Origin of the sequence: Malikia sp., assembly GCF_028687635.1 — a bacterium.
Taxonomy (GTDB): domain Bacteria; phylum Pseudomonadota; class Gammaproteobacteria; order Burkholderiales; family Burkholderiaceae_C; genus Malikia.
Genome location: NZ_JAQTZS010000001.1, coordinates 26,192 through 43,383, shown reverse-complemented (window position 1 = coordinate 43,383; position 17,192 = coordinate 26,192). Strand labels below are relative to the sequence as shown.

Below are 17,192 nucleotides of genomic sequence, written 5' to 3'. Positions count from 1 at the left end.
TTCGGGTTCCTCAGGCGCGCGGGCTCAGGGTGACGGGCTCGTATTCGCCCTTGACGGTCTGGCCGCGGCAGCTCGGGCGGCAGTAGAAATCGGCCTGGGACAGGTCGGCGACGGTGCCGATGTCCTTGTCGCCGCGACCCGACAGGTTGACCAGGATGGTCTGGTCGCCGCGCATGGTCTTGGCCAGCTTCATCGCGTAGGCCAGCGCGTGGCTGGACTCCAGCGCGGGGATGATGCCCTCGGTGCGACAGAGGTAGTGGAAGGCATCGAGCGCTTCCTGGTCGGTGATGCCGACATACTCGGCGCGGCCGATGTCCTTCAGGTAGGCATGCTCGGGGCCGACGCCGGGGTAGTCCAGGCCGGCGCTGACGCTGTGCGTCTCGGTGATCTGGCCGTCCTCGTTCTGCAGGATGTAGGTGCGGTTGCCGTGCAGCACGCCGGGCTGGCCCAGCTGCAGCGAGGCCGAATGCTTGCCGCTCTCCAGGCCCTCGCCGGCGGCCTCGACCCCGATCAGGCGGGTCTTGTCGTGCGAGATATAGGGGTGGAAGATGCCCATCGCGTTGCTGCCACCGCCGACGCAGGCCACGACGACATCGGGCTGCAGTTCGGCGCCGTTGCCCGGCAGGCGCAGCTCGCCCAGCATCTCGGGCATCTGGGTCAGGCATTCCTCGCCGATCACGCTCTGGAAGTCGCGCACCATCATCGGGTAGGGGTGCGGGCCGGCCACGGTGCCGATGATGTAGAAGGTGTTCTCGACATGGGTGACCCAGTCGCGCATGGCTTCGTTGAGCGCGTCCTTCAAGGTACGGCTGCCGGACTCGACCGGCACCACGGTGGCGCCGAGCAGCTTCATGCGGTAGACGTTGGGGCTCTGGCGCTTGACGTCCTCGGCTCCCATGTAGACCACGCATTCGAGGCCGTAGCGCGCGCAGATGGTCGCGGTCGCCACGCCATGCTGGCCGGCGCCGGTCTCGGCGATCACGCGCGGCTTGCCCATGCGCTTGGCGAGCATGGCCTGGCCGATCACGTTGTTGATCTTGTGCGCGCCGGTGTGATTCAGGTCCTCGCGCTTGAGGAAGATCTGCGCGCCGCCCATCTCGCGACTGGTGCGGGCGGCGTGGTAGATCGGCGAGGGGCGACCGACGAAATGCTTGAGCTCGTAATGGAACTCGGCCAGGAAGGCCGGATCATGCTGGTACTGGGCGTAGGCGTCCTTGAGCTCCTGGATTGCGTGCGTCAGCGTCTCGCTGATGAAGCTGCCGCCGTAGGGGCCGAAATGGCCCTTGGCGTCGGGTTGGTGGTAGTCAAACATGGCTGGTTTCCGATCTGGTGAGGGCGACGCCTGACGCGCGCCCTGGGGTCCGGGAAGGGGGGCTGCCGCTCCCGCATGGGTGGCAGCCAGGATGTCTCAGGTCGCGTCGGCCTGGCGCACGGCGGCGACGAAGCGGTCGATCAGCTCGGGGTTCTTGATGCCCTTGGCGGACTCCACGCCCGAGCTCACGTCAACCGCCCAGGGGCGCACGAGCCGGATGCCATCGATCACGTTTGCAGGTGTGAGTCCACCAGACAAAACGAGGCGAGCGCTGGCGTTTAGTTGCGGGTGTGACCAATTGAAGGCTGTCCAGTCGAATGAGATGCCGCCGCCGCCGTAGCCCTGCACATGGGCGTCGAGCAAGATGGCCTGGGCATCCGCGTAATCCTGGGCGTATTCTAGAAGATCGAACTGGCGCGCGCCATCGCCGACCGGCACCCGCGCGGCGCGCAGGAAGGGCCGGGCGGCGGCACGGCATTGTTGCGGCGTCTCGTCACCGTGGAACTGCAGCAGCGCGTTGGGCACCGCCCGCAGGCCTGCCGCGATCTCGTCGGCGCTGGCGTTGACGAACAGCAGCACCGGGGTGACGAAGGGCGGCAGCAGCCGGGCCAGTTCCCCGGCGCGCTGCGGCGTGACGGCGCGCGGGCTGGGTGGGTAGAGCACGAAGCCGATCGCGTCGGCGCCAGCCTGCACCGCGTGCAGCACATCGGTTTCGCGGGTCAGGCCGCAGATCTTGATTCGGGTACGTTTCATCAAATTGCGCGGGAAACCTCGGCCTTCAGGCCGGGGAGGCAGAGCGGCGTCGTGCGCTTGGCACGACCCTCTCCCGCTTCCTTTTTCGTGAAAATCTGTTGTTGAGAGTAGCCGTAGCCGTCATTGCGCTGGATGAGGCGGCAATGGCGGTGCGAGACGCCTTGGACGACTTCGGAGCCGGTTTGGATGTTGAAGCTGCCGGTGGCGCGGACGGCGACCCGGCCGGTATAGCAACCGACTTTCTTGCCCGTGGGTACGGTGGCCTTGACGAGATCGCCAGTGCCGAAGCCTTTGACGCGCTTGGTTCGCATCAGGTAGCCACGGGGGAAACCGAACTTGTTGAGACGGGTGCGTTGGTAGCTGCCGCGTCCGGTCGCCTTGATCATGAGCGTGGGGCGCTGCCAATGGGCGATGGCGGCCAGTGATCCGACGCAAACGGCATCGAGGGCATGGGTCTTGGGGATACCGAGCCGGGCGCGGTTGAACTTGGTGCGTCCGCCCGAGGCCAGTTCGACGGGCAGGCCGGTGGCCTTGAGGGCTTGGGCCAGTGCCCAGCGGGTGGCGTTGACGGCGGCGGCATCCTTCAGCGGTTGTCGGGCTTGCGCCAGGAGTCGGCGCAGGCGCTGCGGGTCTTTCGCCAGGAACGATTCGATCGGCTGGGCGCCCTTCTTCTGGTTGCAGCAGGCGCAGGCCAGCGTGAGGTTGCTCACGCGGTCGGAGCCGCCCCGGGCGCGAGGCTGGATGTGCTCGATTTGCAGCGGTACGTTCTGGGCACCGCAGTAGGCGCAGGTGCGGTCCCACTTTTCGAGGAGGTATTCCCGGGTTTCGTAGCCGGCGAGCGTACCTTGCTGATACTCGACGCCGGAGATTTCGGGGTTCTGGATAGCCTGTAGATCGAAGCGCACGAGTTCGCTCGACAGGGCGGTGACGGGTGCCCAGCGCTGGAGCCGCTGGACCCAGGCCAGGCTGGTGTTGACGCGGTGTTGCAGCGACGGCGGTAGCCAGCCCTTGGCCCTGCGGCGGTTGAGGAATCGCGGGGCACGGTAGCGCAGGTGACCACGGCGGCGGCGGCGCATGGCGCGACGAGCCGTGAGGGCGTCCGAGATGGCGTGACCCCGGTGCGCGAGTTCGAGCAGCTGCAGCACGGCAGCGCCGGGGAGGACTTCGCCGGTGTCGGGCTCGACCGATTCGGTCTCGCGCACCAGGGCCAGCCCCGTGGTGCGGCTGCCCGGATCGAGTTTGACGCGCAGCGGCTGCAAGGTGCAGCGGTCCGCTTCGCGGTCGATGAGACGAATGACGAACGGGACGACGCGGTGAAGGCGAGCCCTGCCGCGCTCCAGCAGCAGCCTGGCCCGCTTTTCGCTGCACGGCATCAGGGGTTGCCCCCGACGATCCAATACGAACACTGACACACAAAACCTTTCCGCCCTTACGGGCCTGGTGACGCCTGTCTGGCGACAGGGCTCCCCTCGGGAATGTCCATCACCGGCTCCCGTGCTGCAAGGCACGGCGGCCAGGACCTTCGGCGCTTTACCTTTCGCCAGCATGATCTTGGCCTTGCAGAGCAGCCCACTGAGGAAGCATGGACTGGTGCGTCGCAACGACCTGCAATGAACGTAGCGGGTTGGCTACCGCTTTCCCTGGTCAACCTGGCTTGAAGAGATTTCTCCCCTCAAGCTCCGCCCTTCAGGGCGGGGTAGTTGACTGTCCGGGTAGCCAGTCGAAGCCGGCCACGGTGTCGGGCAGGCCCCAGTGCGGCTCGTAGCGGGGGCCGAGGAAGTAGAGCCCGTCGGGCGAGAAGGTGGGCGCGGCGATTTCGCGCCGGCGCGCGTCGCGCACTTCCGCCATCCATTCGGGCTTGCGCAGTCCCTGGCCGACCGCCAGCAGGCAGCCCATGATGTTGCGAATCATGTGATGCAGGAAGGCGCTGGCCTCGAACTCGAAGCGCCAGTAGGCGCCGTGGCGGCTGATGTCGATGCGGCGCAGGTCCTTGACCGGCGACAGCGCCTGGCATTGCGCGGCGCGAAAGCTGCTGAAGTCATGCTCGCCGAGCAGATGCTGTGCGGCTTCTTCCATCGCGCCCTGGTCGAGCGGGCGGAACACCCAACCGACTCGTCCGCTGTCCAGGCTGGGCCGGATCGGCGACTCGAGCAGCACATAGGCGTAGCGGCGCGCGACGGCACTGGCGCGGCAGTGGAAGGTTGCGGGCACCTCGTGCGCCCACTGCACCGCGATGTCGTCGGGCAGGTAGCGGTTGGTGCCGCGCACCCAGGAGTTCATGACGCGCAAGACCTCGGTGTCGAAGTGCGCCACCTGCATCAGGCCATGCACGCCGGCATCGGTGCGGCCCGCGCACAAGGTCGATACCGGCTGGTCGGCGAACTGCGCGAGCGCCTTTTCCAGCTGGTCCTGCACGGTCTTGCCGCTAGGCTGGCTTTGCCAGCCCTGGTAGGCGCTGCCGAGATAGCTGATGCCGAGTGCAATCCTCAAGATGGGTCTTTTCTCATTGGGGCCTTGCCGCCTCCAGTTGCTCCAGCAGCGCGCGGGCGCGGGCTTGCAGGTCGCCGGTGGCTCGGGCCAGAACGCGTTCGGCCAGGGAGCGGGCGCCATCGGCGTCTCCCAGGGCCAGGAATTCCCGCGCCAGCTCCAGTTGCGTCGCCAGCGGGTCGGAGACGCTATTGTCCTCGGATACCAGCAGGTCCGTGAGCTCGTCGGCCTTGTTTTCCGGCTTGAGCTCGAAATCGAATGCCAGTTCCGGCAATCCCGACCTGGCGGATTCGGGCACCCTGGCCGCAGGCGGTTCCTGGGGGCTGGCGCTGCCGATCTGGTCGAGGTCCAGGCTGAATTCCAGTCCATTGTCCAGCGGCACGGTCGCGGCTTCCGGGGCTTCTACGGGCTCGGGGGCGGACAGGCTCAGGTCGATGATGGGCAGATCCTGCGGCATCGCGGCTGGTGCCGGCGAGGCGGATGTCTGGGTGGCGGGCTCGATGACTGGGGCCGTTGGCGTGTCCATGAGGTTCGCAGTCCCCGGCTCCGGCAGCTCGGGTGGCAGCCGGCTGGCCAGTTCGCTGGCCTCTTGCCAGTCCGGCCCCTGCTCCCGGGTCAGGACCGACAGCTGGCCCAGCAGTGCCATGCAGGCTGCACGGTCCTGGCGCTGCACGGCGATCTCCAGCAGCTTGAGGCGCAGCGAGGCTTGATCGGGGTGCACCAGCAGGGCATCGCGCAGGATGTCCTCCGCCTGTTGCACCCGCCCGTAGGCGAGGTAGACATCGGCTTCCGCGATCGGGTCGATCTCGCCGGATGCCTCGATCTGCTCGGGCGAGTCCATCATGGACGAGAGGGACCGGCTCGTGTCGGCCGACGGCCCGGCGCCGGCCGCGACGGTCAAGCCCGCCGGCCCCAGTCGCGCTGCGTCGGCATGGTCCTGTGCCTGCTGGCGCTGGCGCTGCCAGACCAGCCAGCCTGCCAGTGCCGCCAGCAGCAGCGCGGCAGCTGCCAGCAGGGTGGGCTGGGTCGGCCATGCGCCCTCGGGGACGGCTGGCGGTGTGGTCACGGCAGGCGCCGGCGCCTTGGCGGGAGTCGGCGCAGCGGTTGATCCGGTGGGGCTGGCTGGCGCTGCCGCGACAGGTGCCTTGGCGTCGGGGGGCGGTGTCGTGGCCGGTTCAGGGGTGGGCACCCGGGCTGGCGCCACTGCAAGGGCCGCTGCGGGGGCGGCAGCCAACTCTGGTGCGGGCTTGCGCGCCGTGCGGGGCTGGGCTTCGGGTCTCTCCGCTGGCTTGGCGCTGGTCCCGGGACGCGGCGGGGCCGGCGCCACGCGCCTGGCTGCCGGCGTGGCCGCCGTCATGGACGAGGGCGGCTCGGGCGGCATCGCAGTGCCCGTCGGTTCAAGCAGCAGGGTGTAGTCCCTCGTAAACTGACCGCCCTTCCAGCTGGCCTGCAGCAGCAGTTCGACATAGGCCTCGTTGACGGCCCGGCTGCCCTGCAGCTTCAGTCTGGCTACGCCGTCGCGACCGCGCTCGATTTCGAGCTTGAGGCCGGACAGCAGGGGCTTGTATTCGAGCTGGGAGGCCTGGAAGGCGTCCGGGGGGGCGATGACCACTTGCAGCGTCTCGGCTTCCTCCTGGCTCAGGGCGGGCAGGTCCACCACGACCCGCAAGGGCTCGCCGATTGCCGACAGGACCTGGGCGCGCCCGAGCGCGAAGCCCCAGGCATCGGTCGCTGCCAAACAGGTCAGCAGCAGGCTGGCTCCAGCCCAGCTCTGCCAGCAGCCCCCATCGCCTCTGCTCGTTGCGGCCGTCGCGCGGACAGGGGTATGGCTGGCGGCATGGGTTGGGATGGGGTGCACGTTGACCTCGATGCAGGTAGGGCTGAAATTACCATAGCAGCAAGATCCGTCCGTGACAAGGCATGGTCAGGTCCCATGCTGAAATGATACGACCTCCCTGGCTGGGGAAAGCCGGGAGGCCGCGGGCGGCCGTGCGGGCCGCCAGTGTTGTGGTCCGCCTCAGGCGGCCAGCAGGATGCGCAGCATGCGGCGCAGCGGCTCGGCAGCGCCCCAGAGCAGCTGGTCGCCGATCACGAAGGCCGACAGGTACTCGGGACCCATGTTGAGCTTGCGCACGCGGCCGACGCCCACTTCCAGCCCGCCGGTGATGGCGGCCGGGGTCAGTTCCTTGACGGTGATGGCGCGCTCGTTCTCGACGAACTTGACCCAGGGGTTGCCGCCCTGGATGATGGCCTCGATCTCTGCCAGCGGCAAGTCCTTCTTGAGCTTCAAGGTCAGCGCCAGGCTGTGGCAGCGCATCGCGCCGATGCGCACGCACAGGCCGTCCACGGGAATGGTGGCTTCGGTGCCGAGGATCTTGTTGACCTCGGCCTGGCCCTTCCACTCTTCCTTGGACTGGCCGTTGGGCAGCTGCACGTCGATCCAGGGGATCAGGCCGCCGGCCAGCGGGGCGCCGAAGAACTCGGTCGGCACGTCCTCGCGGATGGTCTTGGCGACCTTGCGGTCGATCTCGAGGATGGCCGATGCCGGAGTCGCCAGCTCGTCGGCCACGGCCGCGTGGACCACGCCCATGCCCTTGAGCAGCTCGCGCATGTGGTTGGCTCCGCCGCCCGAAGCCGCCTGGTAGGTCATCGAGCTGACCCATTCGACCAGACCGGCCTTGAACAGACCACCCAGGCCCATCAGCAGGATGGAGTTGGTGCAGTTGCCGCCGATCCAGTTCTTGCCGCCATTGGCCAGCGATTGCTTGATCAGCTCGTCGTTGACCGGGTCGAGCACGATCACCGCGTCGGATTCCATCCGCAGCGACGAAGCCGCGTCGATCCAGTGGCCCTGCCAGCCGGCCGCGCGCAGCTTGGGGAACACTTCCTTGGTGTAGTCGCCGCCCTGGCAGGTGATGACGATGTCGCACTGGCTCAGCGCCGCGATGTCGTTGGCGTCCTGCAGCTGGGTGTGCTGCTTGGCCTGCGCCGGGGCCTTGCCGCCGGCGTTCGAGGTCGAGAAGAAGATCGGTTCGATGTGGTCGAAGTCGCCCTCGGCCACCATGCGGTCCATCAGGACCGAACCCACCATGCCGCGCCAGCCCACCAGGCCGACCAGATTGCCCACTTTGCTCATCGCAAACCCTTTCAAGTTACAAAAGATGGGGCCTGAGCCCCGTTTGGTTTTGCCCGGCTCGTCTGGCCGGGTGGGGGCGCGACGAACCGGAGCTGAATCAGCCCTTAATGGTGGTCTTGGTGATGGCAGCCACCACCGCGTCGCCCATTTCGCTCGTGCTCACCTTCTTGGTGCCTTCCGACCAGATGTCGGCCGTGCGGTAACCCGCGGCCAGCACATCCTTGACCGCCGCTTCTATGCGATCGGCCGCTTCGGGCTGGTTGAGGGAGAAACGCAACATCATGGCGGCAGACAGGATTGTAGCCAGCGGGTTGGCGATGCCCTGGCCCGCGATGTCGGGCGCGCTGCCGTGGCTGGGCTCGTACAGGCCCTGGCCCTTGGCGTTCAGCGAAGCCGACGGCAGCATGCCGATCGAGCCGGTCAGCATGGAGGCCTCGTCGCTCAGGATGTCGCCGAACATGTTGCCGGTGACCAGCACGTCGAAGGCCTTGGGCTTCTTGACCAGCTGCATCGCGGCGTTGTCGACATACATGTGTTCGAGCGCGACGTCCGGGTACTCCTTGGAGACCTCGATCATGACATCCTTCCAGAACTGGAAGGTTTCGAGCACGTTGGCCTTGTCGACCGAGGTGACCTTCTTGCTGCGCTTGCGCGCGGCCTGGAAGGCGACGTGCGCGATGCGCTCGATCTCCGGCTTGGAGTAGCGCATGGTGTCGAAGGCTTCCTCGGCACCGGGGAAATGGCCGTCGGTCGCGATGCGGCGCCCGCGCGGCTGGCCGAAGTAGATGTCGCCGGTCAGCTCGCGGATGATCAGGATGTCCAGACCCGCGATCAGCTCGGGCTTGAGGCTCGATGCGTCGACCAGCTGCTCGTAGCAGATCGCCGGGCGGAAGTTGGCGAACAGGCCCAGCTGCTTGCGCAGGCCCAGGATGGCCTGCTCGGGGCGCAGCGGGCGATCCAGCTTGTCATATTTCCAGTCGCCGACGGCGCCGAACAGGATGGCGTCCGACTCCTGTGCCAGCTTCAGCGTGGACTCGGGCAGCGGGTGGCCGTGCGCCTCGTAGGCGGCGCCGCCGACCAGGGCCTGCTCCAGCTGGAGGTCGAGGCCGAGGACATTCAGGACCTTGACCGCTTCGGCGACGATTTCGGTGCCGATGCCGTCACCGGGAAGAACTGCGATTTTCATGGGATTTCCGTGTCGGGGCAGCCGCTTGGCGCGGCTGCATGTCTAGGTAGGCCGGGCTCAGCCCTGCATGGTGTGGGCCAGCCAGGGCTTGGCCTGCAGGCGGGAGGCCTCGAAGGCCTTGATCTTGTCCGCGTGGCGCAGGGTCAGTCCGATGTCGTCCAGGCCGTTGAGCAGGCAGTACTTGCGGAAGGCCTGCACCTCGAAGGCGATCTCGCTGCCGTCGGGCTTGACGATGAGCTGGCGCTCCAGGTCGATCGTCAGCTGGTAGCCCGGGTTGGCGGCGACCTCGTCGAACAGCTGCGCCACGGTGGCCTCGGGCAGCTGAATAGGCAGCAGGCCGTTCTTGAAGCAGTTGTTGAAGAAGATGTCGGCGAAGCTCGGCGCGATGACGGCACGGAAGCCGTACTGGTCGATCGCCCAGGGCGCATGCTCGCGCGAGGAGCCGCAGCCGAAGTTCTTGCGTGCCAGCAGCACCGAGGCGCCCGCGTAGCGCGGCTGGTTCAGCACGAAGTCCGGGTTCGGCTGGCGGCTGGCCGGGTCCTGGCCGGGGTAGCCCGCGTCCAGGTAGCGCCATTCGTCGAACAGGTTGGGGCCGAAGCCGGTCTTGCGGATCGACTTCAGGAACTGCTTCGGGATGATCGCGTCGGTGTCGACGTTCTCGCGGTCCATCGGGGCGACGAGCCCCTTGAGGAGGGTGAATTGCTTCATGGTCGGACTCCTGCGCGAGGTCAGGCGAATTGGCGGATGTCGACGAAATGGCCTTCGATCGCGGCGGCGGCTGCCATCGCGGGGCTGACCAGGTGGGTGCGGCCACCCGCGCCCTGTCGACCTTCGAAGTTGCGGTTGCTGGTCGAGGCGCAGCGCTCGCCTGGCTCCAGCCGGTCGGCGTTCATGGCCAGGCACATCGAGCAGCCCGGTTCGCGCCACTCGAAACCGGCGGCCTTGAAGATCTGGTCCAGGCCCTCGGCCTCGGCCTGCGCCTTGACCAGGCCCGAGCCGGGCACCACCAGCGCCTGCTTGACGTTGGCGGCGACCTTGCGGCCCAGCTTCTGCACCAGGGCGGCGGCTTCGCGCATGTCCTCGATCCGGCTGTTGGTGCAGGAGCCGATGAAGACCTTGTCGACCGGGATCTGGGCCAGCGGCTGGCCAGGCTTGAGATCCATGTAGGCCAGCGCGCGCTCGATCGCACCACGCTTGTTCGGATCCTGCTCATCGGCCGGATTCGGCACCAAAGCGGTGATCGGCAGCACCATTTCGGGCGAGGTGCCCCAGGTGAGCTGCGGCTGGATCCGCGTCGCGTCGAGCTCGACCACGGTGTCGAACACCGCGTCGGCATCGGAGTGCAGGGTCTGCCAGTAGGCGACGGCGGCCTCCCACTCAGGCCCGGTCGGTGCCAGCGGGCGGCCCTTGACGTATTCGATGGTCTTGTCGTCGACGGCGACCAGACCCGCGCGCGCGCCGGCCTCGATCGCCATGTTGCAGACCGTCATGCGGCCTTCCATCGACAGGGCGCGGATCGCGCTGCCGCCGAACTCGATCGTGTAGCCGGTGCCGCCAGCGGTGCCGATGCGGCCGATGATGGCCAGCACGATGTCCTTGGCGCCGACGCCGGGGGCGCAGTCGCCCTCGACCTTGACCAGCATGTTCCTGGCCTTCTTGGCCAGCAGGGTCTGGGTCGCCATCACATGCTCGACCTCGGAGGTGCCGATGCCATGCGCCAGCGCGCCGAAGGCGCCGTGGGTGGAGGTGTGGCTGTCGCCGCAGACCACGGTCATGCCGGGCAGGGTGGCGCCGTTCTCGGGGCCGACCACATGCACGATGCCCTGACGCTGCGACATGAAGGGGAAGAAGGCCGCCGAGCCGAATTCCGCGATGTTGCTGTTCAGCGTGGTGATCTGTTCCTTGCTGATCGGGTCGGCGATGCCGTCATAGCCGAGCTCCCAGCCGGTGGTCGGCGTGTTGTGGTCGGCGGTGGCCACGACCGAGCTGACGCGCCAGAGCTTGCGCCCGGTCTCGCGCAGGCCCTCGAAGGCCTGCGGGCTCGTCACTTCATGAACCAGGTGGCGGTCGATGTACAGCACCGCGGTGCCGTCTTCCTCGACGTGGACGACATGCTCGTCCCAGATCTTGTCGTAAAGGGTGCGTCCCATGCGTGAATCTCTCGTGACTCGTTGTGGCCAAACTTCAGATTTTAGGCCCAGTGGCCGGACCGGAACAAAAAAGCCCGCACGGGGCGGGCTTTTGATCGCGGATGCGTTCAGGCAGGACGGCGCATCAGCGCTGTGCCAGCGGCGGCACGTCGCGCTTGACGGAGCCGGTGAACAGCTGGCGCGGACGGCCGATCTTGTACTCGGGGTCGCTGATCATCTCGTTGAGCTGGGCGATCCAGCCGACGGTGCGGGCCAGCGCGAAGATGCCGGTGAACAGGTTGACCGGGATGCCGATCGCGCGCTGCACGATGCCGGAGTAGAAGTCGACGTTCGGGTAGAGCTTGCGCTGCACGAAGTAGTCGTCTTCCAGCGCGATCTTCTCGAGTTCCTTGGCCAGCTTGAACAGCGGATCGTTCTCGAGGCCCAGTTCGGCCAGCACTTCGTTGCAGGTTTCCTGCATCAGCTTGGCGCGCGGGTCGTAGTTCTTGTAGACGCGGTGACCGAAGCCCATCAGCTTGACGCCGGAGTTCTTGTCCTTGACCTTCTCCATGAACTCGCCGACCTTGGCCACGCCACCGCTGGCCTGGATTTCCTCGAGCATGTTCAGGCAGGCTTCGTTGGCGCCGCCGTGTGCCGGGCCCCACAGGCAGGCCACGCCAGCCGCGATGGCGGCGAACGGGTTGGTGCCCGACGAACCGCACAGACGCACGGTCGAGGTCGAGGCGTTCTGCTCGTGGTCGGCGTGCAGCGTGAAGATGCGGTCCACCGCGCGCTCGATCACGGGGTTGACCACGTAATCCTCGCAAGGCGTGGCGAACATCATGCGCAGGAAGTTGCCGGCGTAGGACAGGTCGTTGCGCGGGTAGACGAAGGGCTGGCCCGTGCCGTACTTGTAGGCCATGGCGACCAGGGTCGGCATCTTGGCGATCAGGCGGATCGCGGCGATCTGGCGATGCTCCGGATTGTTGATGTCGGTGCTGTCGTGGTAGAAGGCCGACATGGCGCCCACCAGGCCGGTCAGGACGGCCATCGGGTGCGCGTCGCGGCGGAAGCCCTTCAGGAAGCTCTGCATCTGCTCGTGAACCATGGTGTGGTTGATCACGAGCTTGTGGAAGTCCTTGCGCTCGCCCTCGTTGGGCAGTTCGCCGTTGAGCAGCAGGTAGCAGGTGTCGAGGTAGTCGCAGTTGGTCGCGATCTGTTCGATCGGGTAGCCGCGGTACAGCAGTTCACCCTTGTCGCCGTCGATGTAGGTGATGGCCGACTGGCAGGACGCCGTCGACAGGAAACCCGGGTCATAGGTGAACATGCCGGTCTGTGCGTACAGCTTGCGGATGTCGATCACGTCCGGACCGATGTTGCCTGCGTAGACCGGCAGGTCGACGCTGGGCGCGCCGTTGCTGAACGACAGGGTGGCTTTATTGTCAACGAGTTTCATAACTTCTCCTAGGGGCACTGGTGAGGTTGGGGCTCAGCGTTCAATGCCGGGTGCGCAAGACACCCAGCAGTTCGACGACTTCTTCAGAGGCGAGATCGCCTTCCGGCTCTTTGCGCTGCAGCAGCAGATCGAGCAGGTCGTTATCCGACAGGTCCATCAGTGCGGTCATCGCACGAGCCTGACGCACCGTGATGCAAGATTCGTGCTCAGCGAAGAAACGTTCGATGAACAGGTCGTTCTCGAGCAGTCCGCGCCGGCAGCGCCAGCGCAGTTTGCTCAGGGCACGTTCGTCCAGCAGGTCGGTGTCGTTCATGGTTCGTGCGTGGTTTGGGCGTCAGATGGCGCGCCGGACCATCAGTTCCTTGATCTTGCCGATGGCCTTGGTGGGGTTCAGGCTCTTGGGGCAGACATCCACACAGTTCATGATGGTGTGGCAGCGGAACAGACGGTAGGGATCCTCGAGGTTGTCGAGGCGCTCGGCGGTGGCGTCATCGCGGCTGTCGGCGATGAAGCGGTAGGCCTGCAGCAGGCCGGCGGGACCGACGAACTTGTCGGGGTTCCACCAGAAGCTCGGGCAGCTGGTCGAGCAGCTCGCGCACAGGATGCACTCGTAGAGGCCGTTGAGCTCTTCGCGCTCCTCGGGGCTCTGCAGGCGCTCCTTTTGCGGTGCCGGCACGTGGCTGATCAGGTAGGGCTTGATCGAGTGGTACTGCTTGAAGAACAGCGTCATGTCCACGATCAGGTCGCGGATCACTGGCAGGCCCGGCAGGGGCTTGAGGGTGATCACGCCTGGCAGCGTGTTCATGTTGGTCAGGCAGGCCAGGCCGTTCTTGCCGTTGATGTTCATCGCGTCCGAGCCGCACACGCCTTCGCGGCAGCTGCGGCGGAAGGAGATCGACGGGTCGACCGCCTTCAGCTTCATCAGCGCGTCGAGCAGCATGCGCTCATGCCCGTCGAGCTCGACCTCGATGGTCTGCATGTAGGGCTTGGCGTCCTTCTCGGGGTCGTAGCGGTAGATCTTGAAAGTGCGTTTTGCCATTTTTTGCTCCGGTGCTCGCTTAGAAGGTACGGACCTTCGGGGGAACGGATTCCACCGTCAGCGGCTTGAGGTTGACCGGTTTGTAGGTCAGGCTGTTGGTCTCGCTCCACCACAAGGTGTGCTTCATCCACTCCTTGTCGTTGCGGCCCAGCGGGAATTCGGCGTCGTCGGCACCACGCTCGTAGTCGTTGACGGTGTGCGCGCCGCGGCATTCGTGGCGGGCGGCGGCCGAGGTCATCGTCGCCTGCGCGGCTTCGATCAGGTTGTCGACTTCCAGCGCCTCGATGCGCGCGGTGTTGAAGACCTTGGACTTGTCCTTGAGCGTGATGTTGGCCACGCGGGCGCGCATCGCGTTGATCTTCCTGACGCCCTCGTCCATGCTGGCCTGGGTGCGGAAGACGCCGGCGTGCTGCTGCATGGTCGCGCGCAGGTCGTTGGCCACGTCCTGGGCGTATTCGCCCTCGCGGCTGGCGTCCAGGCGAGCCAGGCGGGCCAGCGTCTTGTCGGCGGCATCGGCCGGCAGCGGCTTGTACTCGGCCTTGGCGTCGAAGTTCGCCACGATGTGGTTGCCGGCCGCGCGGCCGAACACCAGCAGGTCGAGCAGCGAGTTGGTGCCCAGGCGGTTGGCGCCGTGCACCGACACGCAGGCGCATTCGCCCACCGCGTACAGACCGTTGATGATGCGTTGACCGCCGTTGCCGTCAGGGGTGACGACCTGGCCGTTGATGTTGGTCGGGATGCCACCCATCTGGTAGTGGATGGTCGGCACCACCGGAATGTCTTCCTTGGTGATGTCGACGTTGGCGAAGTTGACGCCGATCTCGTAGACCGAGGGCAGGCGCTTGTGGATGGTCTCGGCGCCCAGGTGGCTGAGCTTGAGCATCACGTAGTCCTTGTTCGGACCGCAGCCACGACCTTCCTTGATCTCCTGGTCCATGCAGCGCGAGACGAAGTCGCGCGGTGCCAGGTCCTTCAGGGTCGGCGCGTAGCGCTCCATGAAACGCTCGCCGTTGCTGTTGAGCAGGATCGCGCCTTCGCCACGGCAGCCTTCGGTCAGCAGCACGCCCGCGCCGGCCACGCCGGTCGGGTGGAACTGCCAGAACTCCATGTCCTGCAGCGGGATACCGGCGCGCGCGGCCATGCCCAGGCCGTCGCCGGTGTTGATGAAGGCGTTGGTCGAGGCCGCGAAGATGCGACCGGCGCCGCCGGTGGCCAGCAGCGTGGTCTTGGCTTCGAGGATGTAGGTCTCGCCCGTTTCCATCTCGAGCGCGGTCACGCCCAGCACGTCGCCCGAGGCGTCGCGGATCAGGTCCAGCGCCATCCACTCGACGAAGAAGGTGGTGCGCGCCGAGACGTTCTGCTGGTACAGGGTGTGCAGCATGGCGTGGCCGGTGCGGTCGGCCGCGGCGCAGGCGCGCTGCACCGGCTTCTCGCCGTAGTTGGCGGTGTGGCCGCCGAACGGACGCTGGTAGATGGTGCCGTCCGGGTTGCGGTCGAACGGCATGCCGAAATGCTCAAGCTCGTAGACGACCTTGGGCGCTTCGCGGCACATGAACTCGATCGCGTCCTGGTCACCCAGCCAGTCCGAGCCCTTGATGGTGTCGTAGAAGTGATAGTGCCAGTTGTCTTCGGACATGTTGCCCAGCGAGGCGGACACGCCGCCCTGTGCCGCCACCGTGTGCGAGCGGGTCGGGAACACCTTGGACAGGACGCCGACCTTCAGGCCGGCCAGGGCGAGCTGCAGCGAGGCGCGCATGCCGGAGCCGCCGGCTCCGACGATGACGACGTCGAATTTGCGCTTGGGGAGGTTTGCGGTTGCGGTCATGGCTTATCAGAGCTTCCAGAGAACAGAGTAGGCCCAGCCGGCGCAGCCGACCAGCCAGACGAGGGTGAAGACGTGCAGCGCCAGGCGCAGGCCTACCGGCTTGACGTAGTCCATCCAGATGTCGCGCACGCCGATCCAGGCGTGCCAGTGCAGCGCCAGGACCACGCCGAAGGTCAGGAATTTCATCCACTGCGCCGCGAAGATGCCGGCCCAGGTTTCGTAGCCGATCGGGCCGCTGCTGAAGATCACCTGTGCCAGCAGCACCACGGTGAACAGGGCCATCAGCGTGGCGGTCACGCGCTGGACCAGCCAGTCGCGCAGACCGTAGTGGGCGCCGGTGACGACGCGCTTGGAACCGTAATTGACGGACATGAATCAGTTCTCCTTCCAGTGAGGGGCAGCGCTCAAGGGCTGTCCCATCAGGTCAATGGGTAATCAGTACAGACCGAACAGCTTGGCGCCCAGCACCACGGTCAGGCCCAGGCTCAGCACCAGGGTTGCCAGCGCCGACGACTTGCCGAATTCCTTGGTGACCGAGTGCGTCATGTCCATGTAGATGTGACGCACGCCCGCGATGAAGTGGTGCAGGTAGCCCCAGATCAGTGCCAGCACCACCAGCTTGACCAGGATCCCCGGCACGAATCCGATGCCCTCGCCAAAGGCCGAGGTGAAGCGCTCGTAGGACAGCTCCGACGTCAGCGAGACGTCCAGCAGCCACACCACGAATGGCAGCAGCAGGAACATCAGCAGACCGCTGATACGGTGCAGGATCGAGACCCAGCCCGCCGGCGGCAGGCGGTAGGTCGGCAGATCCTGAAGGGCGTTGATATTGCGGAACTCGGGCCGCTTTTTGCTCAGCTCTGTCATGGATGGACTTTCTTTTGGCTTGAGGACGGATAGGTAAGCCGCAGGTAACCCGGCGGGATACGCAGTTGATGAAAACCTCGGGATTCTATTGCAACGCAGTAAACGCTAGTCTTACAAGGGTGGGGCAATGGGAATCTGGAATCGAGTCAGCTCAATTCGTTGTGGTAGTGGTGGTGGTCGGTGCGGTAGAGGCCGCGTCGGTATTCCATCGGCGTGTCGTTGTAGGTGTAGGCCACGCGCTCGACGCTCAGCAGCGGAAAGCCCGGCGCCACGCCCAGGGTCTGGGCCGATTCGGCGTCGGCCGCCACGGCCTTGAGTTTTTCATTGGCGCGCACCATGCGCACGCCGAACTGGCTCTCGAACAGGGCATACATGGCGCCCTGGTGGTTGGCCAGGGTCTCGCTGCTCAGGCCCTTGAACGGGTCGCCTGGCAGCCAGAGATCCTCCAGGATGGTCGGCACGCCCTGAAAGGACAGCACGCGCCGGACTTCGAACACGGGTTCGCCCGAGCGCAGGCCCAGCATGCGGGCGACCTCGGCCGGCGCGCGCAGGCGGCGGCAGTCGAGTATCTGGCGCTCGGCCGGTCCCTGGCTGGCGCGGTTGCCGCTGTCGGGTTCGAGGCGCAGGAAGCGGTACTGCACCTGCTGTTCGGAGTGGGTCGCCACGAAAGTGCCCTTGCCCTGGCGCCGCACCAGCAGGTTGTCGGCCGAGAGCTCGTCGATGGCCTTGCGCACCGTGCCCTGGCTGACGCGAAAGCGTCCGGCCAGCTCCAGCTCGCTCGGGATCAGGTCGCCTGGTTTCCATTCACCGGCTTGCAGGCTCTGCAGGATCAGCCCCTTGATCTGCTGATACAGCGGGCTGAAGGCCGGCGTTCCAGTGGTCGGCGCGGCTGGGCCAGCGTCGCTGATGGAGGCGGCTTTGTCGGCTGCGTTGGCCATGGGGCTGGAGGCGGGCGTGGTCTGATCCATGATCGGATGCAATCATATCTTATATAAGACATAA

General features: G+C 66.4%; 16 protein-coding genes. All 16 read right to left on the bottom strand.

The window, feature by feature from the left end; all coding sequences use genetic code 11:
• Nucleotides 1–10: 10 nt before the first annotated feature.
• A complete protein-coding gene (gene trpB / locus PHR85_RS00215; protein WP_300049071.1) occupies nt 11–1,312 on the bottom strand; it encodes a tryptophan synthase subunit beta in 1,302 nt (433 codons plus the stop codon).
• 96 nt (nt 1,313–1,408) lie between these two features.
• Entirely contained in the window at nt 1,409–2,065 is a 657-nt protein-coding gene (locus tag PHR85_RS00210; protein WP_300049068.1) for a phosphoribosylanthranilate isomerase, read from the bottom strand.
• Nucleotides 2,065–3,477: an RNA-guided endonuclease IscB gene (iscB, locus tag PHR85_RS00205; protein ID WP_300049065.1), complete on the bottom strand. Its 1,413-nt coding sequence runs from the start codon at nt 3,475–3,477 to the stop codon at nt 2,065–2,067. The genes PHR85_RS00210 and iscB overlap by 1 nt, the downstream gene beginning before the upstream one ends.
• A 274-nt stretch (nt 3,478–3,751) precedes the next feature.
• A complete protein-coding gene (gene truA, locus PHR85_RS00200; protein WP_300049063.1) occupies nt 3,752–4,555 on the bottom strand; it encodes a tRNA pseudouridine(38-40) synthase TruA in 804 nt (267 codons plus the stop codon).
• A 13-nt stretch (nt 4,556–4,568) separates the two neighbouring features.
• Nucleotides 4,569–6,410 (bottom strand): FimV/HubP family polar landmark protein, encoded by a 1,842-nt coding sequence (locus tag PHR85_RS00195; RefSeq protein ID WP_300049060.1) that lies wholly within the window; start codon nt 6,408–6,410, stop codon nt 4,569–4,571.
• Nucleotides 6,411–6,569: 159 nt separating this feature from the next.
• Complete coding sequence (asd, locus tag PHR85_RS00190) at nt 6,570–7,688, bottom strand: aspartate-semialdehyde dehydrogenase (protein WP_300049057.1); 1,119 nt, start codon at nt 7,686–7,688, stop codon at nt 6,570–6,572.
• A gap of 97 nt (nt 7,689–7,785) precedes the next feature.
• A complete protein-coding gene (gene leuB, locus PHR85_RS00185) occupies nt 7,786–8,874 on the bottom strand; it encodes a 3-isopropylmalate dehydrogenase (protein WP_300049054.1) in 1,089 nt (362 codons plus the stop codon).
• 57 nt (nt 8,875–8,931) lie between these two features.
• Nucleotides 8,932–9,582, bottom strand: a complete 651-nt coding sequence (gene leuD / locus PHR85_RS00180) for a 3-isopropylmalate dehydratase small subunit (protein ID WP_300049052.1) — start codon at nt 9,580–9,582, stop codon at nt 8,932–8,934.
• Between the two features lie 20 nt (nt 9,583–9,602).
• On the bottom strand, nt 9,603–11,024 hold the full coding sequence (gene leuC / locus PHR85_RS00175; protein ID WP_300049049.1) for a 3-isopropylmalate dehydratase large subunit: 1,422 nt from the start codon (nt 11,022–11,024) through the stop codon (nt 9,603–9,605).
• A gap of 124 nt (nt 11,025–11,148) precedes the next feature.
• Nucleotides 11,149–12,459 carry a citrate synthase gene (gene gltA, locus PHR85_RS00170; protein WP_300049046.1) on the bottom strand — a complete coding sequence of 437 codons (1,311 nt, stop codon included), beginning with the start codon at nt 12,457–12,459 and terminating at the stop codon, nt 11,149–11,151.
• 40 nt (nt 12,460–12,499) lie between these two features.
• Nucleotides 12,500–12,772: a succinate dehydrogenase assembly factor 2 gene (locus PHR85_RS00165; RefSeq protein ID WP_300049043.1), complete on the bottom strand. Its 273-nt coding sequence runs from the start codon at nt 12,770–12,772 to the stop codon at nt 12,500–12,502.
• Nucleotides 12,773–12,793: 21 nt separating this feature from the next.
• Nucleotides 12,794–13,498 carry a succinate dehydrogenase iron-sulfur subunit gene (locus tag PHR85_RS00160; protein ID WP_300049040.1) on the bottom strand — a complete coding sequence of 235 codons (705 nt, stop codon included), beginning with the start codon at nt 13,496–13,498 and terminating at the stop codon, nt 12,794–12,796.
• A gap of 19 nt (nt 13,499–13,517) precedes the next feature.
• Entirely contained in the window at nt 13,518–15,323 is a 1,806-nt protein-coding gene (gene sdhA, locus PHR85_RS00155; protein ID WP_300049037.1) for a succinate dehydrogenase flavoprotein subunit, read from the bottom strand.
• 6 nt (nt 15,324–15,329) lie between these two features.
• Nucleotides 15,330–15,695 carry a succinate dehydrogenase, hydrophobic membrane anchor protein gene (gene sdhD, locus PHR85_RS00150; protein ID WP_300049034.1) on the bottom strand — a complete coding sequence of 122 codons (366 nt, stop codon included), beginning with the start codon at nt 15,693–15,695 and terminating at the stop codon, nt 15,330–15,332.
• 63 nt (nt 15,696–15,758) lie between these two features.
• On the bottom strand, nt 15,759–16,190 hold the full coding sequence (sdhC, locus tag PHR85_RS00145; RefSeq protein WP_300049032.1) for a succinate dehydrogenase, cytochrome b556 subunit: 432 nt from the start codon (nt 16,188–16,190) through the stop codon (nt 15,759–15,761).
• A 146-nt stretch (nt 16,191–16,336) separates the two neighbouring features.
• A complete protein-coding gene (locus PHR85_RS00140; protein ID WP_367278686.1) occupies nt 16,337–17,128 on the bottom strand; it encodes a GntR family transcriptional regulator in 792 nt (263 codons plus the stop codon).
• Nucleotides 17,129–17,192: the final 64 nt, after the last annotated feature.

Bases quoted from the DNA above. Each gene is read 5' to 3' on its own strand.
- PHR85_RS00210 (WP_300049068.1), bottom strand. From the start codon at position 2,065: ATGAAACGTACCCGAATCAAGATCTGCGGCCTGACCCGCGAAACCGAT.
- leuC (WP_300049049.1), bottom strand. From the start codon at position 11,024: ATGGGACGCACCCTTTACGACAAGATCTGGGACGAGCATGTCGTCCAC.
- sdhD (WP_300049034.1), bottom strand. From the start codon at position 15,695: ATGTCCGTCAATTACGGTTCCAAGCGCGTCGTCACCGGCGCCCACTAC.
- PHR85_RS00160 (WP_300049040.1), bottom strand. From the start codon at position 13,498: ATGGCAAAACGCACTTTCAAGATCTACCGCTACGACCCCGAGAAGGAC.
- PHR85_RS00165 (WP_300049043.1), bottom strand. From the start codon at position 12,772: ATGAACGACACCGACCTGCTGGACGAACGTGCCCTGAGCAAACTGCGC.
- trpB (WP_300049071.1), bottom strand. From the start codon at position 1,312: ATGTTTGACTACCACCAACCCGACGCCAAGGGCCATTTCGGCCCCTAC.
- leuB (WP_300049054.1), bottom strand. From the start codon at position 8,874: ATGAAAATCGCAGTTCTTCCCGGTGACGGCATCGGCACCGAAATCGTC.
- PHR85_RS00140 (WP_367278686.1), bottom strand. From the start codon at position 17,128: ATGGCCAACGCAGCCGACAAAGCCGCCTCCATCAGCGACGCTGGCCCA.
- asd (WP_300049057.1), bottom strand. From the start codon at position 7,688: ATGAGCAAAGTGGGCAATCTGGTCGGCCTGGTGGGCTGGCGCGGCATG.
- sdhC (WP_300049032.1), bottom strand. From the start codon at position 16,190: ATGACAGAGCTGAGCAAAAAGCGGCCCGAGTTCCGCAATATCAACGCC.
- sdhA (WP_300049037.1), bottom strand. From the start codon at position 15,323: ATGACCGCAACCGCAAACCTCCCCAAGCGCAAATTCGACGTCGTCATC.
- leuD (WP_300049052.1), bottom strand. From the start codon at position 9,582: ATGAAGCAATTCACCCTCCTCAAGGGGCTCGTCGCCCCGATGGACCGC.
- gltA (WP_300049046.1), bottom strand. From the start codon at position 12,459: ATGAAACTCGTTGACAATAAAGCCACCCTGTCGTTCAGCAACGGCGCG.